General features: G+C 68.6%; 24 protein-coding genes. 13 read left to right on the forward strand and 11 right to left on the reverse strand.

Going from position 1 to position 24,876, the window contains the following annotated elements; translation table 11 throughout:
- Positions 1-7: 7 nt before the first annotated feature.
- From AORI_RS66365 to AORI_RS66375, 3 genes are read right to left on the reverse strand one after another with little or no spacing between them, the layout of a single operon-like run.
- Positions 8-391, reverse strand: coding sequence for a RidA family protein (locus AORI_RS66365; RefSeq protein ID WP_007028047.1), 384 nt, complete (start codon positions 389-391; stop codon positions 8-10).
- Positions 388-1,152 carry an IclR family transcriptional regulator gene (locus AORI_RS66370; protein ID WP_016335402.1) on the reverse strand — a complete coding sequence of 255 codons (765 nt, stop codon included), beginning with the start codon at positions 1,150-1,152 and terminating at the stop codon, positions 388-390. The genes AORI_RS66365 and AORI_RS66370 overlap by 4 nt, the downstream gene beginning before the upstream one ends.
- Entirely contained in the window at positions 1,149-2,090 is a 942-nt protein-coding gene (locus AORI_RS66375) for a sugar kinase (protein ID WP_420806992.1), read from the reverse strand. Before AORI_RS66375 ends, AORI_RS66370 begins: the two co-directional genes overlap by 4 nt.
- Positions 2,091-2,240: 150 nt before the next feature.
- On the opposite strand from AORI_RS66375, the gene AORI_RS66380 reads away from it, so the two are divergent.
- The 9 genes from AORI_RS66380 to AORI_RS66420 are packed head-to-tail and all read left to right on the forward strand — an operon-like array spanning position 2,241 to position 12,819.
- Positions 2,241-3,545 carry an amino acid deaminase gene (locus AORI_RS66380; RefSeq protein ID WP_016335404.1) on the forward strand — a complete coding sequence of 435 codons (1,305 nt, stop codon included), beginning with the start codon at positions 2,241-2,243 and terminating at the stop codon, positions 3,543-3,545.
- Between the two features lie 33 nt (positions 3,546-3,578).
- The gene (locus AORI_RS66385; protein ID WP_016335405.1) at positions 3,579-5,174 is read left to right on the forward strand and encodes an N-acyl-D-amino-acid deacylase family protein; all 1,596 of its coding nucleotides are present in this window, start codon (positions 3,579-3,581) and stop codon (positions 5,172-5,174) included.
- On the forward strand, positions 5,171-6,559 hold the full coding sequence (locus AORI_RS66390; protein ID WP_016335406.1) for a GntP family permease: 1,389 nt from the start codon (positions 5,171-5,173) through the stop codon (positions 6,557-6,559). The genes AORI_RS66385 and AORI_RS66390 overlap by 4 nt, the downstream gene beginning before the upstream one ends.
- 27 nt (positions 6,560-6,586) lie before the next feature.
- The gene (locus tag AORI_RS66395; protein WP_016335407.1) at positions 6,587-7,717 is read left to right on the forward strand and encodes a lactonase family protein; all 1,131 of its coding nucleotides are present in this window, start codon (positions 6,587-6,589) and stop codon (positions 7,715-7,717) included.
- A gap of 11 nt (positions 7,718-7,728) precedes the next feature.
- A complete protein-coding gene (locus tag AORI_RS66400; RefSeq protein ID WP_016335408.1) occupies positions 7,729-9,012 on the forward strand; it encodes an extracellular solute-binding protein in 1,284 nt (427 codons plus the stop codon).
- Positions 9,013-9,972, forward strand: coding sequence for a carbohydrate ABC transporter permease (locus AORI_RS66405; RefSeq protein WP_016335409.1), 960 nt, complete (start codon positions 9,013-9,015; stop codon positions 9,970-9,972). It abuts the gene before it with no gap.
- Positions 9,963-10,829 carry a carbohydrate ABC transporter permease gene (locus AORI_RS66410; protein WP_016335410.1) on the forward strand — a complete coding sequence of 289 codons (867 nt, stop codon included), beginning with the start codon at positions 9,963-9,965 and terminating at the stop codon, positions 10,827-10,829. Before AORI_RS66405 ends, AORI_RS66410 begins: the two co-directional genes overlap by 10 nt.
- 1 nt (position 10,830) lies before the next feature.
- The gene (locus tag AORI_RS66415; protein ID WP_016335411.1) at positions 10,831-12,237 is read left to right on the forward strand and encodes a beta-N-acetylhexosaminidase; all 1,407 of its coding nucleotides are present in this window, start codon (positions 10,831-10,833) and stop codon (positions 12,235-12,237) included.
- 21 nt (positions 12,238-12,258) lie between these two features.
- Positions 12,259-12,819: a hypothetical protein gene (locus tag AORI_RS66420; protein ID WP_043848224.1), complete on the forward strand. Its 561-nt coding sequence runs from the start codon at positions 12,259-12,261 to the stop codon at positions 12,817-12,819.
- Positions 12,820-13,064: 245 nt separating this feature from the next.
- On the opposite strand, the gene AORI_RS66425 is transcribed toward AORI_RS66420, so the two are convergent.
- Positions 13,065-14,162, reverse strand: coding sequence for a DUF5005 domain-containing protein (locus tag AORI_RS66425; RefSeq protein WP_016335413.1), 1,098 nt, complete (start codon positions 14,160-14,162; stop codon positions 13,065-13,067).
- A gap of 67 nt (positions 14,163-14,229) precedes the next feature.
- Here AORI_RS66425 and AORI_RS66430 point away from each other — a divergent pair, with 67 nt between their 5' ends.
- Entirely contained in the window at positions 14,230-15,480 is a 1,251-nt protein-coding gene (locus AORI_RS66430; RefSeq protein WP_016335414.1) for a choice-of-anchor Q domain-containing protein, read from the forward strand.
- 282 nt (positions 15,481-15,762) lie between these two features.
- On the opposite strand, the gene AORI_RS66435 is transcribed toward AORI_RS66430, so the two are convergent.
- From AORI_RS66435 to AORI_RS66455, 5 genes are all read right to left on the reverse strand, one after another.
- Positions 15,763-16,311, reverse strand: coding sequence for a snapalysin family zinc-dependent metalloprotease (locus AORI_RS66435; RefSeq protein ID WP_016335415.1), 549 nt, complete (start codon positions 16,309-16,311; stop codon positions 15,763-15,765).
- 153 nt (positions 16,312-16,464) lie between these two features.
- Positions 16,465-17,412 carry an alcohol dehydrogenase catalytic domain-containing protein gene (locus AORI_RS66440; protein WP_016335416.1) on the reverse strand — a complete coding sequence of 316 codons (948 nt, stop codon included), beginning with the start codon at positions 17,410-17,412 and terminating at the stop codon, positions 16,465-16,467.
- 18 nt (positions 17,413-17,430) lie between these two features.
- The gene (locus AORI_RS66445; RefSeq protein WP_016335417.1) at positions 17,431-17,796 is read right to left on the reverse strand and encodes a MerR family transcriptional regulator; all 366 of its coding nucleotides are present in this window, start codon (positions 17,794-17,796) and stop codon (positions 17,431-17,433) included.
- Positions 17,797-17,832: 36 nt separating this feature from the next.
- Positions 17,833-18,501, reverse strand: coding sequence for a response regulator (locus AORI_RS66450; protein ID WP_016335418.1), 669 nt, complete (start codon positions 18,499-18,501; stop codon positions 17,833-17,835).
- The gene (locus AORI_RS66455) at positions 18,498-20,102 is read right to left on the reverse strand and encodes an ATP-binding protein (protein ID WP_016335419.1); all 1,605 of its coding nucleotides are present in this window, start codon (positions 20,100-20,102) and stop codon (positions 18,498-18,500) included. The genes AORI_RS66450 and AORI_RS66455 overlap by 4 nt, the downstream gene beginning before the upstream one ends.
- A 206-nt stretch (positions 20,103-20,308) precedes the next feature.
- On the opposite strand from AORI_RS66455, the gene AORI_RS66460 reads away from it, so the two are divergent.
- Together AORI_RS66460 and AORI_RS66465 are read left to right on the forward strand one after the other, a co-directional pair.
- Complete coding sequence (locus tag AORI_RS66460; protein ID WP_016335420.1) at positions 20,309-21,628, forward strand: C4-dicarboxylate transporter DctA; 1,320 nt, start codon at positions 20,309-20,311, stop codon at positions 21,626-21,628.
- Between the two features lie 82 nt (positions 21,629-21,710).
- Entirely contained in the window at positions 21,711-22,292 is a 582-nt protein-coding gene (locus tag AORI_RS66465) for a DUF6000 family protein (RefSeq protein ID WP_016335421.1), read from the forward strand.
- On the opposite strand, the gene AORI_RS66470 is transcribed toward AORI_RS66465, so the two are convergent.
- Positions 22,282-22,683: a winged helix-turn-helix transcriptional regulator gene (locus AORI_RS66470; protein WP_016335422.1), complete on the reverse strand. Its 402-nt coding sequence runs from the start codon at positions 22,681-22,683 to the stop codon at positions 22,282-22,284. The genes AORI_RS66465 and AORI_RS66470 overlap by 11 nt on opposite strands.
- 99 nt (positions 22,684-22,782) lie before the next feature.
- Between AORI_RS66470 and AORI_RS66475 the strand changes: the two genes are divergently transcribed.
- Positions 22,783-24,186 (forward strand): MFS transporter, encoded by a 1,404-nt coding sequence (locus AORI_RS66475; protein ID WP_016335423.1) that lies wholly within the window; start codon positions 22,783-22,785, stop codon positions 24,184-24,186.
- On the opposite strand, the gene AORI_RS66480 is transcribed toward AORI_RS66475, so the two are convergent.
- On the reverse strand, positions 24,165-24,869 hold the full coding sequence (locus AORI_RS66480) for a carbon-nitrogen hydrolase family protein (protein ID WP_016335424.1): 705 nt from the start codon (positions 24,867-24,869) through the stop codon (positions 24,165-24,167). The genes AORI_RS66475 and AORI_RS66480 overlap by 22 nt on opposite strands.
- Between the last annotated feature and the right edge of the window lie 7 nt (positions 24,870-24,876).

The following is a 24,876-nucleotide window of genomic DNA, read 5'->3' on the forward strand; positions in this document are numbered from 1 at the left end:
GCGAGGGTCAGTCCGTCACGGCCAGGACGTCGATCTCCACCAGCAGCCCGGCGGGCAGGCCGACGTACACGGTGGTCCGGGCCGGGTGCGGCGCCTCGCCGATCAGCTTGTTGTAGACCTCGTTGAACGCGCCGAAGTGGTCGACGTCGGTCAGGTAGACACGCACCATCAGCGCGTCGGCCAGGCTCGAACCGGCGGCCTCGAGCACCGCTTCGATGTTCTTGAAGGTCTGCTCGGTCTGCTCGCCAACGGTCTCGCCGACGATGGCGCCGGTGGCCGGGTCGAAGGCGACCTGGCCGGCCACCTGCAGGATGTTGCCCTTGCGGACCGCCTGCGAGAACGCGGCCACCGGCTTCGGCGCGTTCTCCGTGCTGATCGCGGTCTTGCTCATTCCAACTTCCCCTTTCGGTTCCCCGTCCATCCACTGTGGACGGAAGCTTCTTCGGTCGCGGCGATCAGTTCCGGCACGAGCGCCATCAGACCGTCGTAGTCCAGCAGCACCTTCGGCACCGACACCGACGCGGCCGCGAGCACCACGCCGCCCGGGCCGCGAACGGGCGCGGCGACGCAGTGGATGAAGTCCTCGTGCTCGGCGTTGTCCACCGCGTAGCCGCGGTCGGCGACGAGCGCGAGCTCCTTCTCGTAGGCCTCGGGCGTGGTGATCGTGTTCGGCGTGCGGACGAAGAAGTCGATCCTCGATACCACGTCCGCCTGCTTCTCCGGCGTCATCGCCGCGACCAGCACCTTGCCGACGGCGGTGCAGTGCAGCGGCGCGCGTTTCCCGATGCGGGAGTACATCCGCACCGAATGCCTGCCCTCGAACTTGTCGATGTAGACGACCTCGCCGTCCTCATAGGACGCGAGGTGCACGGTGTGCCCGGTGCGCGCGTTGAGCCCGGCGAGCGCGGATTGCGCGGTGCGGCGGACGTCGCGATCCTCCAGTGCCTGCTGCGCGAGGTCGAAGAGCGCACTGCCCAGCCGGTAGTGCCGCTGCCCTTCCCGGCGCACGAAGTGGTGTGCCTCCAGGGTGCGCAGCAGGCGCAGCACGGTCGACTTGTGCACGCCGATCTCCTCGGCGAGCTGGTCGAGCGTCTTCGGCTCACGGGCGAGCCCGCCCAGCAGCGTGAGCGCCCTGTCCAGGCTCTGGCTCATCCGCCCACCACTCCCTTTTCCGTCAGCTTGGCCGCCGCCCATGCTGCCTCATCCGCGCCGAGGAGCGCGTCGATGACGGATCCGGGCAACGGCGTGCCCACGTCGTCGTGGGTCAGCAGGGTGGCCGCGGCCTGCAGATGACCACGTCGCAGCCGGGTCGCGGGGTCGTCGCCGCGCAGGGTGGCGGCGAGGAATCCGGCCGCGAAGGCGTCACCGGCGCCGACCGGTTCCACGACGTCGACCTGGAGCGCGGGCGAGAACAGCGGTGCCCCGTCGCCCTCGACCAACGTCACCCCGCGTGCGCCGTGCTTGACGACCAGCGTCTTCGGTCCCGGCACCGCGGCGCGCAGCCGTTCCGGGTCGCCTGTCCCCCACACTCGTTCGGCCTCGTCCTCGCCCGCCAGCACGATGTCGGCGCGGGCGGCCAGCCCGGCCAGCACCGACGGATCCCGCTCGGTCCACAGCGCGGGCCGGAAGTTCACGTCGAACGACACCAGCGTGTCGCCACGCGGACGTTCCATCAGCGCCCGCACCAGGTCGAGGCACCCGTCCGACAGCGCGGGCGTGATCCCGGACAGGTGGATGACGCGGACCCCGTCGAGCGCGAGTTTCCCCAGTAGTCCGGCGTCCATTCCGGACGCCGCCGAGCCCTTGCGGTAGTAGCGCACGGGGCTGCCGTCCGCGCCACTCTCCTTGACGTACAGCCCGGTAGGACGCGTCGGGTCGACCACGACCGCGCTGACGTCCACCCCGGTCTCGCCGATCTCCCGCACCAGCGCCCGGCCGAACGGATCGTCGCCGACGGCGCTCACCCACGCGCTGGTGAAACCCAGCGCCGGGAGATGACAGGCGACGTTCGATTCGGCCCCTCCGATGCTTCGCACCCACTTACGTACCTCGTCGGGCGGCCCGGGTTCGGCCGGCACGAACAAGGCCATCGACTCCCCGATGCACAAAACGTCGGGCGCGCTTGTCACCTTCACGTCTCCTAGTCGTCACGCCGTTGACCTCCAGCGGACCGGATGCTACACCTATCCCACGCAATATGCGCAACGTCCGTTGCAACATACGCAACCGAGGTGAACCTCATGTTCCAAGCCGGCACCATCGATTCCGCCGCGGTCGCGGCCGTCCGGGAGGAGCGCGTCGACTGGCGCTTCCGCTCGGTCGCGCCCTCGCTGTCCGGTCTCACGATCGGCGAGGCCGCCGCCCGAGGCGCGAAGCTGTTCGAAGACGGCTTCCTCGGCCCGTTCGTCGTCCTCGACGAAGAGGCCGTCGAGCACAACCTCCGCACGATGGCGGCCTGGTGCGCCGAGCGCGGGGTCGCGCTGGCACCGCACGGCAAGACGACGATGGCGCCGCAACTGTTCGAGCGGCAGCTGAAGCACGGCTCGTGGGGTATCACCTGCGCGAACGCCGGCCACCTGCGGATCTACCGCGCGTTCGGCGTTTCCCGCATCCTGCTGGCGAACCAGCTGCTCGACCCGTCCGGTCTGAAGTGGCTGGCCGCCGAACTGGACGCCGACGACGACTTCGAGTTCGTCTGCTGGGTCGACTCGGTCCGCGGTGTCGAGCTGATGACCGAAGCCCTGCGCGGAGCCCGCCGCAAGGTCGACGTGCTCGTCGAACTCGGCGCCGAGGGCGGCCGCACCGGTGTCCGCGACACCGAGACCGCGCTCGCCGTCGCCGAGGCCGCGCACGCGAGCCCGGCTCTGCGCCTGCGTGGATCCGGCGGCTACGAAGGCGCGCTTTCCCACCACACGGACGAAAAGTCGCTCCAGCTGATCAGCTCCTATGTGGACGGTCTGCGCGAACTCGTCTTCGCCTTCCACGCCAAGGGCCTACTCGACGACGCCGGGCAGATCATCGTCACCGGCGGCGGCAGCGCGTACTTCGACCGCGTCGCCGACGAGCTCACCAAGGACTGGGGTGACCTGGACGTCCTGCCGATCCTGCGCAGCGGCGCCTACGTGACCCACGACGACGGCTTCTACCGGGTGATCTCGCCGCTGGGCGAACACCCGCGTATCGGCGGCGTCGCGTCGTTCCGTTCCGCGTTGCGCGCCTGGGCACAGGTGACGTCGAAGCCGACGGACGAACTCGCGCTGCTCACCATCGGCAAACGGGACGCCTCGTTCGACGAGGGCATGCCCGAGCCGCGCCTCATCCGCAAGGGCGACGGGCCACCGTCCGCGCTCGAAGGTCACTCCATCCAGAAGATGAACGACCAGCACGCCTTTCTCACCCTGCCCGCGTCGTCACCGGTCGAGGTCGGGGACTGGATCGCCCTCGGTCTGTCCCATCCCTGCACCGTCTTCGACAAGTGGCCCCTGATCCCGGTCGTCGGCCCCGACGGCGAGACCGTGCTCGATTTCGTCCGCACCCACTTCTGATCCGTCCTCCACCGCCGCAGAGGAAGAATCACCATGGACATCGTCGTCCGCTCGGCCCTGGTCGCCGACGGCACCGGAGATCCGCTCACCAGGCACGACGTGGGCATTTCCGACGGCCGTATCACCAGTGTCGCCGAACCCGGCTCGCTCGCGGGCCGCCGCACCATCGACGCCGAAGGACTCGTGCTCGCGCCCGGGTTCATCGACATGCATTCGCATTCCGACCTTCAGCTCCTCGCCAATCCGGATCACCTCGCGAAGCTCTCCCAGGGCGTCACGACCGAGGTCCTCGGACAGGACGGGCTCTCCTACGCTCCGGTGAACGACGAGGTCCTCGCCGCGCTGCGCCAGCAACTCGCCGGCTGGAACGACGATCCGGCCGGTTTCGACTGGAACTGGCGTTCCGTCGGCGAGTACCTGGACCGGCTCGACGCCGGCGTCGCGGTCAACGCGGCCTACCTGGTGCCGCAGGGCACCGTCCGCATGCTCACCGTGGGCTGGGAAGACCGGCCCGCCACCGAAGCCGAGATGAACGCGATGAAGGAGCTCATCGCGACCGGGCTGGCGGAGGGCGCGATGGGCATGTCGTCCGGGCTCACCTACACGCCGGGCATGTACGCGACCACCGAAGAGCTGGTCGAGCTGTGCCGGGTCGTCGGGGAGAACGGCGGCTTCTACAGCCCGCACCACCGCAGCTACGGCAAGGGCGCGCTGGAGGCGTTCGGCGAGATGGTCGACGTCTCCCGCCGCTCGGGCTGCCCGCTGCACCTCGCGCACGCCACGATGAACTTCTCGGTGAACAAGGGCAAGGCGTCGAACCTGCTGGAGTTGCTCGACCAGGCACTCGACGACGGCTGCGACATCACGCTCGACACCTATCCCTACCTTCCCGGCGCCACCTACCTTTCGGCGCTGCTGCCGAGCTGGGCCACCGAGGGCGGGCTCGACGCCACACTGGCCCGCTTGTCCGATGTGGACACTCGCGAGCGGATCCGCGCCGAGATCGAGGAGACCGGTTCCGACGGCGCCCACGGGGTGCCGATCGACTGGGAGGCCATCGAGATCAACGGCGTCCGCCGCGACGAGAACGCCCACCTCGTCGGGCATTCCGTCGCCGCTTCGGCCCAGCGGGCCGGAAAGCCGGCCGCGGAGCTGTACTTCGACGTCCTGCTCTCGGAAAAGCTCGGGACGTCCTGCCTGATGCACGTCGGGCACGAAGAGAACGTCCAGGCGATCATGCGCCACCGCACGCATACCGGCGGCAGCGACGGGCTGCTCGTCGGCGCGCGGCCGCATCCCCGCGCCTGGGGCACGTTCCCGCGTTACCTCGCGCGTTACGTCCGCGAACTCGGCGTCCTCGAACTCGCCGAATGCGTCGCCCACCTCACCGGCCGCGCGGCACAGCGCCTGCGGCTGACCGACCGGGGTCTCGTCCGTGCCGGATACGCGGCGGACCTCGTGCTGTTCGCCCCGGAAACCGTCGCCGACACCGCCACGTTCGACGAGCCGCGGCAGCAGGCCGCCGGTATCCCCTATGTCTTCGTCAACGGTGTCGCCGCCATCGACGATGGTCAACCGACCGGCGCCCTCGCCGGCCATTCACTGCGGAACCCCGGGAGTGCCCGATGATCGACTGGCTCCAACACACGACGGGAGGTCTCCTGACCCTCGCCGCCGTCTCGATCGCGGTGTTGTTGTTCCTCATCATCAAGGTCAAGCTCGAGCCCTTCATCGCGCTGATCGTGGTCGGCCTGCTGACCGCGCTGGCCGCGGGCCTGCCCGTCGTCCAGATCGTCGGCTCCGCGCAGAAGGCCTCGGATTCCCTTCTGGAGAAGGGATTCGGCGGGATCCTCGGCCATATCGCCGCGATCATCGGTCTGGGCACGATCCTCGGGTCCATTTTGGAGCGTTCGGGCGGGGCGAAGGTGCTCACCAGCGCGCTGCTGCGCGCCATCGGCGAGAAGCGGGCCCCGTTGGCGATGGGCCTCGCGGGTTTCGTCTTCGGCATCCCGGTCTTCTTCGACATCGGCATCTTCGTGCTGGCGCCGCTGGTCTACGTCGCCGCCAAACAGGGCGGCCGTTCGCTCGTGCTGTACGCGCTGCCGTTGCTGGCCGGGCTTTCCATCACCCACGCGTTCCTCCCGCCGCACCCCGGCCCGGTGGCCGCGGCCGGTCTGCTGCACGTGGAACTCGGCTGGATCATCCTGATGGGCCTGGTCTGCGGTATCCCCGCGTTCCTCGTCGGTGGCGTGCTGTATTCGACCTGGATCGGCAAGCGCGTCGATGTACGGGTGCCCGCGGAATTCCTGGTCGCGGAGGAAGAAGGCGAAAAGGAGACGAATCCGCCGTCGCTCGGGCTGGTGCTGGGGATCATCGCGGTCCCGCTGGTGCTGATCCTCGCCGGTACCTTCGGCAGCATCTGGCTTCCCAAGGCCTCCGCGGCCGCGGGTGTCGCCGCGTTCATCGGTACCCCGGCGGTCGCGCTGACGGTCTCGGTGCTGCTCGCGTCCTGGCTGCTGGGACTGCGCCGCGGCCTGACGGGCAAGGATTTGAGCGAGCTTTCGGCGAAGTCGCTGCGCCCGGTCGCGATGATCCTGCTGGTGGTCGGCGCGGGCGCGTTCTTCGGTGCCGTGCTGTCCGCCACCGGGATCGGCAAGGCCGTCGCGGGATCGCTGGACAACGCCGGTCTCCCGGTCATCCTGGCCGCCTACGTCATCAGTTGCGGTATGCGCATCGCACAGGGTTCGGCGACGGTCGCGATCGTGACCACGAGCGGCATCGTCGCACCGACGGTGGCGACGCTGGGCTACTCGCAGATGCAGCTCGCGCTGCTGGTCGTCGCTATTTCGGCGGGCTCGATCATCGCCTCCCACGTGAACGACGGCGGTTTCTGGATCATCTCGCGGTACTTCAACATGACCGTGCCGGAGACCCTGAAAACCTGGACCGTATTGGAAACCGTCCTTTCCGTTTCCGGTTTCGGCGTGGCAGCATTGCTCATGGCAGTGGTTTAAACCACCCGACAGCTGGGAGAGATCACGATGACCGGACTCGATCGACGCACGTTCCTCGGCGCCGTCGGAGCGGCTGGACTCACCACCGTTCTCGGTTCCCACCTCGCGAACGCTTCCGAACAACACTGCGGACCGAAGGGGACCGGAGCCATTTACGTCAGCAGCTACACCAGTTCCGGGCACGGGCTCGATGTCGCTCACCGGGACGCGGCCACGAACGCCGTGGTCGTCGACCGGACGATTCCGGGAGTGAGCAACGCTTCCTGGTTCGACATCAGCGCCGACCGCAAGACGCTCTACGTGACCAACGAGGACGAGAACGGCCAGATCTCCGCGTTCAACCTGGCCGACCCGGCCAAACCCAAGCTGCTCAACAAGAAGTCGGCCAGGGGAAAGCACCCGACCCATCTGAGCGTCCACTCGAGCCAGAAATACGTGCTGGCCGCGAACTACAGCAGCGGCAGCGTCGTCGTCCTCCCGATCCTCGCGGGCGGGAAGCTCGGCGACGTCGTCGATCTGGCGCAGCACAAGGGCGCCGAGCGGGACGCGCACGCGCACCAGGTGGTCAACGACCCCACCGGCAAGTGGGTGCTCGCGGTCGACCTCGGCGCGGATTCGGTCTACGTCTACAAACTCGACGTCTCCACCGGCAAGCTCAAGCTGAACCAGCAGCTGAAGCTCCCGTCCGGCGCCGGGCCGCGGCATCTGGCGTTCCACCCGAACGGCAAGTACGCGTACATCCTCGGCGAGCTGCGGGCCGAGGTCACCGTCGCGGCGTGGAACCCGGCCACCGGGAAACTGACCGCCGGGCAGGTGGTCCCGGCCGTTCCGGCGGGCACACCCGGGGCGCAGTACCCGGGTGAGATCACCACGTCCAAGGACGGGAAGTTCGTGTACGCCTCCGTGCGCGGCTCCGACACGATCGCGTCGTTCGGCGTCAGCGAGGACGGGAAGTCCTTGAAGCTGCTGAACAACGCGCCCGTCGGCGGGGTGTACCCGCGCCACTTCACCCTCGACCTGACCGAGCGCTGGTTCTACGTCTCGAGCGACAAGTCCGGCACGCTCAGCTGGCTGCCGCGCGATCCCGGCACCGGCCTGCCGGGGGCCGTCGCCGGGAAACTGGCGCTCCCCCAAGTCAATTCCGTCTTTTTCGCATAAGGAGAAAACCCATGAGAACTCGCGTCCTCATCGCGGGGCTCGCGGCGGTCGGCCTCGTCGCGGCCTGCGCGCCGGCCCAGAACACCCCGGCCGCGGGCGGCGGTGACGAGAAGACCGGCACCGTCCGGGTCTGGCTGTTCGACGAAGCCAACCGCGCGCCGAAGGAGGCCGCCGTCAAGGAGGCGATCGCCGAGTTCAAGGCGGCGCACTCGGGCGTCGAGGTCGACGTCCAGTGGATCCCGGTGGAAGGCCGTGCCGACAAGTTCTCCGGTGCCTTCAACGACCCGGCCAGCGCGCCGGACGTCGCCGAGTTCGGCAACACCGACGTCTCCAGCTACGCCGCCACGGGCGCGCTGGCCGACCTGACCGGCGATCTGTCGTCGTGGAAGGAAGGCGCCGACATCCTGCCCGCGGTCCTGGAAACCGCGAAGTCCGGCGGCAAGACCTACGGGCTCCCCTGGTTCACCGGTATCCGCGCGTTGTACTACCGCACGGACCTCTTCGCCGAACTCGGCCTCAAGCCGCCGACGACGCTGGCGGAACTGACCGAGACCGCGAAGACGATCCGCGCCAAGAAGCCCGAGCTGTACGGCATCTCCGTCGGCGGCAAGTACACCTACGCGATGCTGCCGTTCCTGTGGGCGCACGGCGGTGAGATCGCCAAGCAGGACGGCGGCAAGTGGAAGTCCACTGTGGACTCCGAGCAGGCCAAGGCGGGCGTGACCGCGTACGCGAACCTGCTGAAGGCGGACATCTGCCCGCCCGAACAGTGCGCCAACCTCACCGGCACGCAGAGCATCACGGCGTTCGCCGGTGGCAAGGCCGGGATGTCGATCGGCGGTGACTTCAACCGCAAGGCCGTCGAGGCCGGTCAGGTGAAGGGCAAGTACGCGATCATCCCGCTCCCGGGCACCGAGGCGGGCAAGATCGCCCCGGCGTTCGCGGGCGGCAACCTGCTCGGCGTGTTCAACGCGACCAAGCGCAAGAGCCTCGCGGTCGAGTTCACCCAGCTGCTCGGTGGCGCCAAGTACCAGGAGAAGATGTACGTCGCGATGGGCAACCTGCCCACGCTCGGCAGCGTCCAGCAGAAGCTGGCCGCGAGCGACCCGTCGGTCAAGCCGTTCGTCGACACGCTCACCGCGGGCACGAAGTTCGTCCCCGCCACCGCGGCGTGGTCGAAGATCGACGCACAGAACGTGCTGCCCACCGCGATCCAGCAGATCGCGACCGGCGGCAAGGACCCGGCCACCGCGCTGACCGCCGCGGCCGCCGAGATGAACAAGGCGTTCGGCTAAGTGGTCACGAAGGAAATCCCCCGCACCACGGCTCCGGCCGTCCCGGCACGGCGGTCGCCCCGCCGTCGCCGGGACGGGCGGGCCGCCCTGCTCTACCTGGCTCCCGGTGGCATCCTGCTGCTCGCGATGCTGGTGTACCCGATCTACCAGCTCGTCCTGATCTCGTTCTACGACTACGGCCAGCCGCAGGCGGTCGGCAACGCACCGCTGGTGTTCCTCGGCTTCGGCAACTACGTGGAACTGCTGGAGAACCTCCAGTTCTGGGAGGTGCTGGCCAAGACCCTCGGGTTCACCGCGGTCTGCGTCGTCGGCAGCCTCGCCCTCGGGACCGGGCTCGCCGTGCTGGCGACCCGGGTCCGCGCCTGGGCGCGCGTGCCGCTGTTCCTGGCGGCGCTGGCCGCGTGGGCGACGCCGGCCATGGCGGGCTCGTACGTCTGGCTGTTCCTGTTCGACGCGGACTTCGGCCTGGTGAACGAGGTGCTGTCGGGCATCGGGTTCACCGGGATGGCGAACCACTCCTGGACCTTCGACACGTACAGCACGTTCGGGCTGGTGGCCGCCGAGGTCATCTGGTGCTCGTTCCCGTTCGTCATGGTGACGATGTACGCCGGGCTCAAGGGCGTGCCGGAAGAGGTCATCGAGGCCGCGTACCTCGACGGCGCGTCGACCTGGCGCACCACGTGGTCGATCACGCTGCCGATGGTGCGGCCGCTGCTGACCATCGCCACGATCCAGTCGATCATCTGGGACTTCAAGATCTTCACCCAGATCTACGTGATGACCAACGGCGGCGGCGTGGCCGGGCGCAACCTCGTGCTCAACGTCTTCGCCTATCAACAGGCCTTCGCCGGACAGGAATACGGTCTCGGCGCGGCGCTCGGAGTCGTGATGACCTTGCTGCTGCTGTCCATCACCGGGTTGTACGTCCGGTCGCAACGCCGGAGCGCCGGATGGGTGTGACGACGGGACGCCGGGTTCGCAGACCCGGCAGGCTGATCGCCGAGATCGTCTGCGTGGTGATCGCGGGAATGGTCGCGTTCCCCGTGTACTGGATGGTGCTTTCGGCGTTCAAGCCCACCGGGCAGATCCAGGCGGAGAACCCCCGCCCCTGGACGCTCACGCCGACCCTGGAACATTTCGAACGGGTGCTCAGCGGCGAGGGTTTCGCGATGTTCTTCCTGAACAGCGTGATCGTGGCCGTCGTGGTGGTGGCGCTGTCGCTGCTGCTTTCGTTCCTCTCGGCGGTCGCGCTGACGCGGTTCAACTTCAAGGGCCGGACCGTGCTGCTGGTGATGGTGCTCGTGGCGCAGATGGTGCCGGTCGAGGCGCTGACCATTCCGCTGTTCTTCCTGATGCGGTCGGTCGGCGACGTCGCGCCGGCGTTCGGTACCAACCACCTCGGCTCGCTGATCCTGGTGCACCTGGCGTTCAGCCTGCCGTTCGCGATCTGGATGCTGCGCGGCTTCGTCGCCGCGGTGCCGCAGGAGCTGGAAGAGGCGTCGAAGATCGACGGGGCGAGCCGTATGCGGTTCACCTGGCAGATCCTCTTCCCGCTGGTGGCGCCCGGGCTGGTGGCGATCAGCGTGCTGGCGTTCATCCACGCGTGGAACGACTTCCTGTTCGCGAAGACGTTCATCATCTCCAACACCGAAAACCAGACACTCCCACTGGCGATCCTCGTGTTCTTCAAACCGGAGGACACCGACTGGGGCGCGGTGATGGCGGGATCGACCCTGATGACCATCCCGGTGCTGGTGTTCTTCATCCTCGTGCAACGACGACTCGTGTCCGTCATGGGCGGCGCGGTGAAGGGTTGACATGCCTGGCTTCGAAACTCTGCTTCCCCGTCCCGTCTCGGTGGAACCCTTGCCGGGAACCTGTTCCGTACCGTCCGAAGTGGACGTCCGGCGTGACGCCGCGTTGCCCGCCGAGGGTTACCGGCTGGAGATCGACCCGTCCGGAGTGACCCTGCACGCGGCCGACGCCGCCGGCGAGTTCTACGGCCGCCAGACGCTGCGACAGCTCGTCGGACCGGACGCGTTCCGGGCCGCCTCTATCCACAGTGGACAAGCCACGATCCCGTGCGGTGTGGTGACCGATCATCCGCGGTTCGGCTGGCGCGGCTGCTTGCTGGACGTGGCAAGGCATTTTCGCACCAAGGCCGAGGTGCTGCGGTTCATCGACCTGATCGCCACACACAAGCTCAACGTGCTCAACCTGCATCTGACCGACGACCAGGGCTGGCGGATCGAGATCCCCGAGTTCCCCAGGCTGACCGAGGTCGGCGGCTGGCGGAAGTCGTCGATGGTCGGACGGCACGACGGGCCGGAGCGCGACGGACGGCCGCACGGCGGTTTCTACTCGTCCGACGATCTCCGCGAGATCGTCGCGTACGCCGCCGCGCGTTCGGTGACGGTCGTCCCGGAGGTCGACATCCCCGGCCACGCCAGGGCCGCCATCGCCGCCTATCCCGAACTCGGGCCGGAGACCGACGAACCGTGGGAGGTCTGGACGAGCTGGGGTATCAGCACGTCGCTGCTGAACACGAACGAGTCCACAGTGGACTTCTTCAAGCGGGTCTTCGACCACGTGCTGGACATCTTCCCGTCGGAGGTCATCGCGCTCGGCGGCGATGAGGTGCCCGGTGCGACCGAGGAGCACGGCCGGTTCGTCCGCGAGATCGCGCGGCACCTCGTCGAACGCGGACGTCGTCCGCTCGGCTGGGACGAGGTGCTCGAAGCGGGCGATCTGCCGCCGATGGTCATCGGCTCGTGGCAGAGCGAGGCGGCCGGTGCCCGCGCGGCGGCCGCCGGGCACGACGTCGTCATGTGCCCGGAGGACCACGTGTACCTGGACCACCGGCAGTCCGACCACCCCGACGAGCCCATCCCCGTCGGCTACCTGAGCACGCTGGAGAGCTTCTACGGCTACGAGCCGGTGCCCGCCGGTTACCCCGAGGGGAAGGCGATCCTCGGCGCGCAGGCGCAGGTGTGGTCGGAGCACCTCGACACCGTGCGGCGGGTGGACTACGTCGCCTTCCCGCGCCTGTGTGCTTTCGCCGAGGTGGCGTGGAGCGACCCGGACGGCCGGGATTACGCGGAGTTCCTGCCGCGCCTGCGGGACCACCACCTGCCGCGGCTGGACGCGCTGGGCGTCGAGTACCGGCCGCTCGACGGGCCGCACCCGTGGCAGACCCGGCCCGGTGTCCCCGGGCGGCCTCGCTAGAAGTCAGGCCATGATGGGGTGATGAGTGATCAGTGGGTCGAGGCCTCCCAGCTTCCTGAAGAACTCGTCGCCCTCATCGACACCCTCCGCCCCGGCGAGGAGGTGACCATCACCAGGAACGGTGAGACGATCGGGACGATTTCCGGCGTTTCCCGTCAGGAAACCTCCTCGTCCGCGGACTCCGACGACATCACGGTCGTGGCCACCGCCATGAAGCTGTCGGCGTCAGCGCGGGACTCGTTGTCCGAGCGGCTCGGCCCCGGATACCTTGTCCTGGACCTGCACTCGGCGCCCCCGACCGTCGACGTGCTGCTGGTACCGCCCGCCAGCCCGCAACTGATCGGCAACTTCCGCGCGCTGTACCCGAAGGCGCGGATCGTGATCACGGAGATCGAAGACGCCGAGCTCGGCGTCAAGTACGAAGGCCCGGTCCGGCGTCTCCTCGACGCCGGCGCCGAGGCCTATCTCCCGTCGAACTCGATCCCGCGGCTGGCGGAGCAGCTGGACCGGACCATGACGCAGCTGAACCAGCTCACCGGTGGCACCGTCCGGCAGGCACTCGTGAGTGGCGAGGACGGTTAGAGCCAAGGGTGTCTTAGGTACCTACGCGGATCGCGGCTGTGGCTGATCCAGCCTGCGCCAGTACGCGCTAGTGGAGTGGCGGTGTGGGCTGAAGGCTCCCTTCACCGAGTCTGATGCGACGAAAGGAGCCTTCACCCCCCTCGACCTTGCCCAGTACGTGAAGGCCCCCATCCTTGCGCCTAGGTACAGGAAGGGGGCCTTCATGTACCTCAGACGAGCAGGGCGTCTCGTGAGTGTTTGGGTCGTTAGAACCGTCCTCGCCACTCACGAGGCCAGTTCGGCCGAGGTGGCCAATCGACCTCCACGAACCGCGGCCGGTAGATCCGCACGTCCGCGATGTTGTCCCCGTGGTCGAGCGAGTTCACGTTGTACGACACCGTGAGCTTCCCGGGGCGGCTCAGCTGCGGATGCGCCGTCGCGTCGTAGACGATCCGCCGATCGCTCGCTTCGGGCGCCCGGTAGAGGACGACCGGAGCACCGAACGGGCCGGTCGGCGAACCGGCGGTGTAGGCGAGCATCACCGGGCTGAAGCCGGGGCCGGTGTCCATGGTGATCAGCACGTATTCACCGCCGACGCGGGTCACCGAGAACGCCGTCCCGACCCCGGCCAGCATCCGGGCGGAATCCTCCTCGTGGGGCGACCAGCCGACGCCGGTCCAGAACTGCCATGGTCCGCGAAGGCCACCGACAGGCACTCTGGCGAGCCGGAGGTGGCCTTGTTCGGCGCCATAGATGTAGATGTACCCGCCGTCTTCGAGCAGTTCCGATCCCCACGCGACCTTGTCGCCCACCGGGATCACCAACAGCTCGGACGGCGTCAGCGCGGGTAGCCGGAAGGTCGCCAAAGAAGTCCCGGTGCTCCGGAAGTCGAGGCCGCCGGACCCCGTCGTCTCGTACCGGTTGTAAAGCACCCGTAGGACGTCGCCCTGGACGACACCGTCGCCGACCCAGTAGTGCTCGTCCGAACCCGCGAGACCGATCAGCGCCTCCGGGGCATCGGCGGTGCCACCGTGCAGCGTCTCCCCCAGCGAGCCGTCTGGTCGCTGCACGACGAGGGTGTTGCGCGCGATCGGGCTGTCCCGCGGGCGGCTGTGGTCGGGGTTCACCGTGCCGAGGAACGTGTCCGAGAACAGCCACGCCGTACGGCCGTCCGGCAGCGGGACCGACACCGTGCGATCGCCGCCGGTCCAGTGCCCGCCCTGATCGCCGTACGCGTTCCAGAGCTCGTTCAACCCGGCGACGGGAGCCACCGGCGGTGGCGGCGCGGAGGCGATCCCGCTGCTCGCCACCATGGCGCTGAACAGCAATGCGGCCGGTACGAGAATCCGCGACGCCCGGCGCATCCGATCATGCTAGAGGCGCCGAGGTCTTTGTACGACCCTTGTGCGGCAGGTGGTTACGGTCCGCCGCATGTCCTGGAAACTGCTTTCCGTGGCCGTGCTCGCCGCCGTCGCGTGCACCGGGTTCACGACAGCCGAAGCCGCTTCGAAGACCTACTACGTCGACCAGGTCTCCGGCAGCGACACCGCGAGCGGCACTTCCCAGCAGACCCCGTGGAAATCCCTGGCGAAGGTTTCCTCGACCACGTTCGCGGCTGGCGACACCGTCCTGCTGCGTCGTGGCGGGAACTGGTCCGGCGGCCTCACGGTCAAGGGCTCGGGCGTCACGATCGGCGCGTACGGCACCGGCGCGCGGCCGATCGTCAAGGGCAACGCCGAAGCGTGCGTCGACCTTCCGGGCAACGACAACGTGGTGAAGGACCTGCAGATCGGCGTCGCGGCCGACGCGGGACGCTGTTCGTGGGCCGGGGTGAAGGTGTCCGGCGATCGCAACAAGGTGCTGTCGAACCTGATCACCGGGGCCGGCGCGGGCGTGTACATCGCGCCGTCGGCCGACGGCACCGAGGTCACGCAGAACGACCTCGTCGACAACAACCACATGACCGTGGTGACGCCGGGTGGCAACGACGACTCCGGCGCGTTCGCCGTGCTGGTCCAGGGCAACGACTCCGACATCGGCTGGAACCGGATCAGCGGCTCGATCGCGAAGGCCGACGACTTCGGCGGCCTCGACGGCGCCGCGGTCGAGATCTTCTACGGCTCCCGGAACGTCATCCACCACAACATCTCCGAGGACAACGAGACCTTCACCGAGCTCGGGACGGACGCGAAGGACCCCGACGGCGTCTCGACCGGCAACGTCTTCGAGTACAACGCGATCTTCGGCGCCAAGACACGCGGCGGGATCATCACGCGCGGCGCGGAAGACGGCAACGGGCCGGTGCTCGGCACGGTGTTCCGCAACAACTCGCTCCAGCTCCCGAACGCCGAGGCGGAGGGTTTCGTCTGCTACGGCGGCTGCACGAACCAGATGCTGACGATGACGCAGAACGTCGTCCAGGCCGCGTACAAGGTCGGCTACGCGGACGCGACCTTCACCGCGACCGACCACAACGTGTACTTCGGCGGGCTCCGGCAGTTCACGCCGGGCACGACGGACAAGGTCGCCGATCCGAAGTTCACCTCGGCCACGAACCTGATCCTGCAGGCGGGCAGCCCGGCGATCGACCTCGGCACCACGAAGTACGACGACCGCGACGTCGACGGGAACACCGTGTACTCGGGTGCGGCGGTGGACGCGGGCGCCTACGAATTCTCGTGAGTGGTGAGGGCGGTTAGCGCCAACCGTGTCCTGGATACCTACTGGCGATCTCGCGTGACTGGATGGACGACACACGTGATCAGACGGACGACACGCGTGTCTGGACGGACGACTCGCGGTGGAGGCTTCGCCGTGGTCGTGTCGTCCATCTGGTCACGCGTGCCGTCCGTCTGATCACACGTGTCGTCCGTTCAAGCACGCGGAGCCGCCGTTCGGTACAGGTGGTCGTGAGTGGTGAGGACGGTTAGAACCGTCCTCACCACTCACGAGGGACCAGAGGCGTCAGTTGTAGATGCGCTGGATGGCGCCCGCCGCGACGAGCCCGTTGGCCCACAGCGAGTTCACCCGCGAGATCTCCTGGGCGTTCGGCGTCGCGTTGGTGCAGGACGGGCCGGGTCCGCCGCCGGACATCAGTTCGGAGCACGGGCCCTGGTAGTTGTCCGGCAGGCCGAGCGCGTGGCCGGTCTCGTGCGCGGCGATCCGCGTCTGGTTGTACTGCTGCGCCTGCGTGTAGTCGATGAAGATGGTGCCGCGGCCGTGGCCGTCGGTCTCGGCGTACGAACCCGAGGGGTCGTTGCCTTCGGTGTAGCGCAAGGTGGCGCCCGAGGAGCTCTCCTGCAGCTTCACGTTCGACACCGAGTTGTTCCAGTTCGCCACGCCCGCCTGGATGGCGGCCCGGAAGCTGGGCGCTCCCGAGGCGTCGTAGTAGACCGTGGTCGCCGCGGCGGCCTTCTGAGCAGGCTGGACCGCCGCCGTGGCCTGGCCCGCGGTGACCGGGACGGCCAGCAGCGCCAAACTCACGGACGCGGAGACGAAGAACTTCCTTGCCATGGACCCACTCCTTGTGAGGACAACGGAATGGTTCGTGAATTTAGGAGCCCCGGCCGCGACCCGGCACCGACTTTCGTAGTGTCGGCCAGCTGGTGATTTACCAACACTTTCGACCTATTGACATGCGCATGTCCGCATACGATCATGCTCTGCTCAAGGCCGTAGAACCAGCTTTCCCGACGTCGCCCGCGCCTCCAGTTCCGCCAGCGCCTTGGGCCCGTCCGCGAGGTCGTACACCGTCGGCGTCCCCGGCACGCAGACACCGGCCGCGATCAGGGCACGCAGTTCGTCCATCAGCTCCGCGAAGATCGCCGGGGCGTGCTCGATCAGGACGCCGAGGTGCAGCCCGATCACGTGGATCTGCCGCCGGAAGTTCAAGTCCCGGTTGGTGATCGCGACCTCTCCCCCGGCGACGCCGTAGACCACGACGCGCCCGGTGACCCGCTTGGCGGCGGCGAGACTCGTGGCGAAAGCCGCCCCGCCGACCGATTCGAGCACCAGGTCGGCCGTCCCCGGATCGGCTCCGTAGCCGAGGACGCGATCAGCACCCAAGCTCCGCACGACGTCGTGTTTGCCCGGCGACGCGGTGCCGACGACGGTGGCGCCGTAGTGCTTGGCCAGCCGGACCGCGGCCTGGCCGACCCCGCCCGCCGCCGCCTGGACCAGCACGGTCTCACCGGCGGCCAGCCGGCCCAGCTTGAGCGCGGCGAGCGCCGTGACCCAGTTCAGGATCAGCCCGATCGCCTGCTCGTCCGACCAGCCTTCCGGCACCGCGACCGCGCCGGCCGCGGGCATGACCATGTACTCGGCGAAAGCCCCGCCACCGGTCCCGACGACGCGGTCGCCGACCGCGGGCACCGTCACCCCTTCCCCCACGGCCACGACCTCGCCGGCCGCCTCGAATCCGGCGATGTACGGGGCTTCCGGGCCGTCTTCGTACGTCCCCCGCGTCTGCATGACGTCGGCGAAGTTGACGCCCGCCGCGGTGACCTTCAGCAGGATTTCGCCTGGTCCCGCAGCGGGGACGGGGGCATCGGTGACGAGGTGGAGGTCTTCAGGACCGTTCGCGGAATCCTGTCGCAGCGCGCGCATCGAAGTCATGTCCGCACGCTAAAACCCTCACGTTTGTGTCAGGGTCAAGTCGCGCAGGTACGCGTCGAGGGCGTCGCGATTGCGGGTCATGAGCGCGATCCGGCGGTCGAGCACTTCACGCTGCCGCGCGACCTCGCCGATCATGTACTCGCACGGCACCTTCGGCCGAACCTCGTCCGGTCCGTCGAGGTACGGCAGGACCTCACGGATCAGCCGCACCGGCAGCCCGGCATCGAGCATCCCGCGGATCTGCAGGACCGCCTCCACCGAGCCTTCGCAGAAGTCGCGATAGCCGTTGCCTTCGCGGCCAGAGCTGATCAAGCCCTCTTCCTCGTAGTAGCGCAGCGCGCGGACGCTGACCCCGGTCTTCCGCGCGAGTTCGCCGATCTTCACGATCCCAAGGTAGCCCGCGGGCCGCCGTATAGGTCGTTATACGATTTTCGGCTTGTACCAGACCTCGGGGCGGCCGACCTGTCCGTAGCGGGGCTCGCGCTGGGCGAGGCCGTTGTCGGCGAGGTATTCGAGGTAGCGGCGCGCGGTGACGCGGGAGGCGCCGATGGCGGTCGCGGCCGCTCCGGCGGAGAGGCCGTCGGCGGCCGAGGCGAGGACTTCGGTGATCGCCTCCAGGGTCTGCGCGCTCATCCCCTTCGGCAGCGCCTGCCGCTCGGTGGTGCGCAGGGTGCCGAGCGCGCGGTCGATCTCGGCCTGTCCGGTGACTTCGCCCGAAGCGCCGTGGAACTCCGCGTAGCGCTCCAATTTCTCCCGCAGTGAGGCGAAAGTGAACGGTTTCAGCAGGTACTGCACCACGCCGACCGACACGGCGGCCTTCACCAGCGCCAGATCCCGCGCCGAGGTCACGGCGATGACGTCGATCGGGAGTCCGGCCGCGCGCAGCGACCGGCAGACGGCGAGGCCGTGCGTGTCCGGCAGATAGAAGTCCAGCAGGACCAGGTCGACCGGTTCGCGTTCACAGAACCGCAGGGCGTCCCCGCCGGAGTGCACGACCCCGGCCACGGTGAAGCCCGGCATCCGCTCCACGTACACCCGATGCGCGTCGGCGGCCACCGGTTCGTCCTCGACGACCAGCACCTTGATCATCGGGCGGGCTCCTTCGGCGGCAGGCACACGGTGAACACCGCGCCCTCGTCGCGGCCGACGTCGATCGTCCCACTGTGCCGCCGCACCGCCTGACCCACCAGCGCCAGCCCGAGCCCGTGCCCGTCCTCGGGTTTGGTGGACCACCCGCGCCGGAACACGTCCTCGACGTCGTCCACGCCGGGCCCGGTGTCCGCGACCCGCAGCAGCAGCCCTTCGGCGCCGGACCGCACGGTGACCTCGACGCCGGGCCGTCCGCCGTGGCCGGCGTTCCCCGCCGCCGCGTCGATGCCGTTGTCGATCAGGTTGCCGAGGATGGTCACCAGGTCGCGCGGCGGGACGCCGGTGTCCGAATCCTCCATGACGGTGTCGGGCGTGATCGTGAACTCGACGCCGCGTTCGCTCGCCTCCGCCGCCTTGCCCAGCAGCAGCGCCGCGAGCACGGGTTCGGCGACCGCGCCGACCACACGGTCGGTGAGTTCCTGCGCCAGCGCGAGTTCTTCGGTCGCGAATTCGACGGCCTGTTCGGGGCGGCCGATCTCGACCAGCGAAACGACGGTGTGGAGCCGGTTCGCCGCTTCGTGCGCCTGCGACCGCAGCGCCTCGGCCAGTCCGCGCACCGTGGTCAGTTCCCCGGTCAGCGCCTGGAGTTCCGTGTGGTCGCGCAGGATCACCACGGTGCCCATCGCCTTCCCGCGCGAGCGCACCGGCGACGTGCTGACCACGAGCACCCTGGCGTCGGTGAGATGCAGTTCGTCGGTGCGCTCCTCGCCCGAAGCGAACGCTTCGACGAGATCCTCGGGAATGTCCAATTCGGACAGTTCGCGGCCGACGACGTCCTCGTCGACGCCCAGCAGCGCCCGCGCTCCGTCGTTGCACAGCACCACCCGCCCGTCCCCGCCGACGAGCAGCAGCCCCTCGCGCACGGAATGCAGCACGGCTTCGTGGTACTCGAACAGGTTGCTCAGTTCCTCCGGCGCGATCCCCCTGGTCTGCCGCCGGAGCCGGGCGCTGACCAGATAGCTGCCGATTCCGCCGACCACCAGTACCGCCGCCGCGACCCCGAGCAGCGGCCACAGCCGTTCCCGCAGTTCCGCGTCGATCGCTTCGACCGTGATGCCGACCGACACCAGCGCGACGACCTGCCCGGCGGCGCCGCGCACCGGGACCACGACGCGTTCGGACGGGCCGAGCGAACCGGCGTAGGTCTCGACGACCTTGCCGCCGCGTTGCGCCTCGCCGATGTTGCCGATGAACCGCTGCCCGATCAGCGCCGGATTCGGGTGCGTGTAGCGGATACCGTTCTTGTCCATGATGGTCACGAAGTCCACGTCCGTGTCCGCGCGGACACTCTGCGCGAACGGCTGCAGCGTCCGCGTCGGCTCCGATGTGGACAGTGCGGCCAGCACGCCGGGGGCGTCCGCCACCGCTTCGGCGACCGCGGTCACCTTGTCCCGCGCCCGGTCTTCGGTGGCCCTGACCGAATCGAGGTACGCGAAGGTCACCCCGGCCGCGACGAGCACGAAAAGCACCACGAGCTGCAGAATCAGCAGCTGACGGGCGAGACTGCCGCGCCTGGTCCGGATCCGCGTCGTCGAGGGCACCCGCCCATACCAGCACACCCACGCCGAGGTCGCTCCACACGGCCGGGCGGAATTCCCTAAATGACACTCGTACGAACTCAATGAACACAACCGTGACCCAGCTCACCAGCCCGGGTGATAGTGACCGGCAATCCCACGGACATCCCCCTGAGCTGGAGGCAAAGGTGCCTACAACGCCGGAAGCGGCGCCACGACGCCGCGACAAGATGCACTACCTGTACCTGGCCGTGATCGCGGCGGTCGTCCTCGGCGTCATCGTCGGGTTCGCGGCGCCGGGTCTGGCCAAGGAGCTCAAGCCGCTCGGCACGGGCTTCGTCAACCTGATCAAGATGATGATCTCCCCCATCATCTTCTGCACCATCGTGCTCGGCATCGGATCGGTGGCGAAGGCCGCGAAGGTCGGCAAGGTCGGGTTGCTGTCGCTCGGCTACTTCCTGATGATGTCGACGTTCGCGCTCGCGATCGGCCTCGTCGTGGGCAACCTCCTGCACCCGGGTGAGGGCCTGCACCTCGACCCGGCCGCTGCAGCGAAGGCGCACAAGCAGGCCGAAGGCGGCGAAGGCACCGTCGACTTCCTCATGGGCATCATCCCCACCAGCTTCGGTTCCGCGTTCACCGAAGGCCAGGTGCTGCAGACACTCCTGGTCGCGCTCCTCGCCGGCTTCGCCGTGCAGAAACTGGGCACCAAGGGCGAGCCGATCCGCCGCGGCATCGAGCACATCCAGCGGCTCGTGTTCCGGATCCTGGCCATGATCATGTGGGCCGCCCCGGTCGGCGCGTTCGGCGCGATCGCCGCGGTGGTCGGTGAAACCGGCTGGGGCGCGCTTCGCAGCCTCGCCGTCATCATGATCGGCTTCTACCTGACCTGCCTGGTGTTCGTGTTCGGCGTGCTCGGCTCGGTGCTCTGGATCGGCGCGCGGATCAACATCTTCACCCTGTTGCGTTATCTCGGCCGCGAGTTCCTGCTGATCCTGTCGACGTCGTCGTCCGAGTCGGCGCTGCCGCGGCTGATCGCGAAGATGGAGCACCTCGGGGTGTCCAAACCGGTCGTCGGCATCACCGTGCCCACCGGCTATTCGTTCAACCTCGACGGCACGGCCATCTACCTGACGATGGCGACGCTGTTCATCGCCAGCGCGCAGGACCAGCCGCTGGGCGTCGGCGAGCAGATCTCCTTGCTGCTGTTCATGATCATCGCGTCGAAGGGCGCGGCGGGCGTGAGCGGCGCAGGGATCGCCACCCTCGCGGGCGGTCTCCAGTCGCACCGGCCGGAACTGGTCGACGGCGTCGGGTTCATCCTCGGCATCGACCGGTTCATGTCCGAGGCCCGCGCGCTGACCAACTTCGCGGGCAACGCCGTCGCGACCGTCCTGGTCGGCACCTGGACCAAGGAGTTCGACCGGGATCAGGCCAACCGGGTCTTCAGCGGCCAGGCCCCGTTCGACGAAGCCACGCTGATCGACGACCATTCCGACACGCCGAAGGATCCCGGCGGCGACAGGGAGAAGGCCGTGGCGCACGCGTAGCGCCCGGCGACAGACCGGAACCGCGGTGCGAGGGGCCCCCGTCCTCGCACCGCGGTTCCTCTTTTCTGGGAAGCTGAACGGCATGCCGGACGCCATCGACCGCTACGTGCTCTCGCGGTACTCGAAGCTGCTGCACGGCAACTTCGCCGGGATGATGACCGACCCCGAACGCGAGCGGTTCCTGCGCGACCTCGTGGAGGACGCGCGGACCATCACCGACGACGAACTGGGCGAACTGCTCGCCGCGGACTGGCGGCCCCGGATCACCGCGGCCTGGCTGATCGGCGTCGACCGCCGCACCGCGTGGCGAAGCCGCATCCGGGAACTGTTCCTGGAAAGCGGCCTGGTCTTCGCCGGGCAAGGCTACTGTTTCGCGCTCGCCCGGTTCGGCACGATCGCCGACGCCGAGATCCTCGTGTCCTATCTGGACCATTACCTCGCGCGGCCGGATCTGCGCTACGACCAGGAATGGGCGCTCGCGGCCCTGCACCACATCGACGCCGACCTCACGACCGCGTACACGTCACGCTATCTGCGGCCGGGCGGGCTCTGGGAAAGCTGGTCCGCGAAGAACAGCACGGACCTGCCGTTCCACAAGATGTACTTCGCCATGCTGTGCTCGCACGTCCAGCGGGCCGTGCACGCGGCGGACGTCAGGCGCTGACCTTCTCGTCGTACACGACACGGGACGCGGCGATCGAGTCGCGGTGACGCTCGGCCCAGGTCAGCAAGCCGCTCAGCGACGCGTACAGCTCCTTCGCCATCGGCGTGGCCTCGTACTCCACCTTCGGCGGCACCGTCGGGTACACGGTGCGTTCGAGCAGGCCGTCGCGTTCGAGGTTCCGCAACGTCAGGGTGAGCATCCGCCTGCTGATCCCCTCCACCGAGCGCTCCAGCTCGGTGAACCGCACCGGGCCGCGGGTGGCCTCCAGCAGGATGCCGATCGCCCACTTGCCGCTGATCCGGTTGATCACCTCGAGCACAGTGCACACCTCGAGTTTTTCGGGATCGACGACCCTGGCCTGCGCGGTCACATCGGTGTTCCCCTGGGACATGAAAGTGCCTCCTTCCGGCGAGGAACAGAGTCACACAAGATGGGCGCTGTTACAAGTGATGCACCAAGGCATCACCTGGGGAAATCTCGAAGGATCACCATGCGCGCTTTCGCCCTCGCCGTCCTCTGCGCCGTCTCGCTGATGGTCGTCCTCGACGGCTCGATCGTCGCCGTCGCGCTGCCCGCGATCCAGAACGACCTCGGCTTCACGCCCTCGACGCTGGCCTGGGTCGTCAACGCCTACCTGATCGCCTTCGCCGGGCTGCTCCTGCTGTCCGGCAGGCTGGGCGACCTGATCGGCCGGAAACGGGTCTTTGTCACCGGCCTCAGCCTGTTCACACTCGCCTCGCTGCTCTGCGGAATCGCGCAGGACCAGGCGCAGCTCATCGGGTTCCGCTTCCTGCAGGGGGCCGGTGGCGCGCTGGCGTCGGCCGTCGTACTCGGCATGATCACCACGCTCTACCCGGAACCGCGGGCACGGGCGAAGGCCATCGGCGTCTACAGCTTCACCCAGGCCGCCGGATCGTCGATCGGGCTCATCGCGGGCGGCACGCTCACCCAGCTGCTCGACTGGCACTGGACGTTCTTCGTCAACCTGCCGATCGGCGCGATCGCGCTGGCGCTCGCCGTCCGGCTGCTCGCGGACGATCGAGGCCCCGGCCTGCGCGACGGCACGGACGTCACCGGTGCCGGGCTGGTCACCGGCGGCCTGATGCTGCTGGTCTACACGATCGTCAAGGCCGAGGAGTACACCTGGGCCGACGCCCGCACGCTCGGCCTGCTCGCGGTGTCGCTGCTCCTGCTCGCCGGGTTCGTGCTCCGGCAGGCGAAGGCACGCCGGCCGCTGCTGCCGCTGCGGATCTTCCGCCTCCGCGCGGTGTCCGGGGCGAACACGGTGATGGTCCTGATGGTGGCCGGATTGTTCGGTTTCCAGTTCATCACCGCGCTCTACCTGCAGCGTGTGCTCCAGCTCGACGCGTTGAGCACCGGGTTCGCCTTCCTGCCCGCTCCGCTTTCGATCGCGGTGATGTCGCTGGTCTTCGCCGAGCGGCTGAACCACCGCTTCGGGGCACGAACGGTACTCATCGGCGGGCTCTCGCTGGTCGCGCTGGCGCTCGGCTTCCTCGCCACCGCCCAGGCCGACGGCGACTACGCGACGGACGTCCTGCCCGCACTCGTGCTGATGGGCGTCGGGTTCGGCGCGGCGATGCCGGCGCTGATGGGGCAGGCGATGTCGGATGTCGCGCCCGCCGACGCCGGTGTCGCTTCGGGGCTGATCAACACCACGCAGCAGATCGGCGCGGCGATCGGGACCGCCGTGCTCGCGACCACCGCCGCTTCGCGCACCGGATCGGTGCTGGCCGAAGGAGCCACGATGCCCGAAGCGCTCGCTAGCGGGTATCGGGCCGCGTACGCGTTGAGCGCCGGTCTGCTCGCTCTCGCGGTCTTCGCCGCGACGGTGCTCCTTCGCGCCCGGAAGGCTCAGGAAGCGATCGTCGCGTAAGCCCACTCGGAGACCTCGCCGCCGAGACGCACCTCGGCGGCGCCTCCGGGTTTCCAGACCCCGCTGCCGCCGAACGCGGCCATGCCGCCGGTCTTGCCGGAGTACTGGGAAAGCACCACCCACATCCCGTATCCGGCCGCGACGCCGACCTGATCGAGCAACCGGTCTTCCTGGCCCTCGCTGAAGAGCGCGCTGAGGACGTAGACCTCGGCGCCCGCCTCGGCGAGTTCCCGCGCGTGGTCCGGATTCGCGGCGTCGAGACAGATCGCCAGCCCGAGGCGCCTGCCGCCGACCTCGACGATCACCTGCCGCCTGCCCGGTTCGAAGAGCTCTTCCTCGCAGTTGTGCAGGTTCCGTTTCGCATAGGTGGCAACGGTTTCCCCGCCGGGGCCGAGGACGAGCGAACCGATGTACCGGCGGCCGTCCTCCACCAGGGGCAGTCCGATGACGGCGTGGACGGCGCTCGCCCGGCAAGCCTCCCGAAGCGGTTCGAGACGTCGGTCGTCCGGCGTCAGCCAGAGTGCCGGATCGGCGGCGAGCGCCTCGAATTCCAGACCGGTCAGGGAGAGTTCGGGGAACACGCAGAGGTCGGCGTCCGCGATCCGGAGGAGCCTGCCGTGTTCGGCGATGTTCGCGGAAAGGTCCGCCGGGACGGTGAACGGCTGCACGGTGGCGACACGCATGGCCTGA

It is taken from the genome of Amycolatopsis keratiniphila (genome assembly GCF_000400635.2).
Taxonomy (GTDB): Bacteria; Actinomycetota; Actinomycetes; order Mycobacteriales; family Pseudonocardiaceae; genus Amycolatopsis; species Amycolatopsis keratiniphila.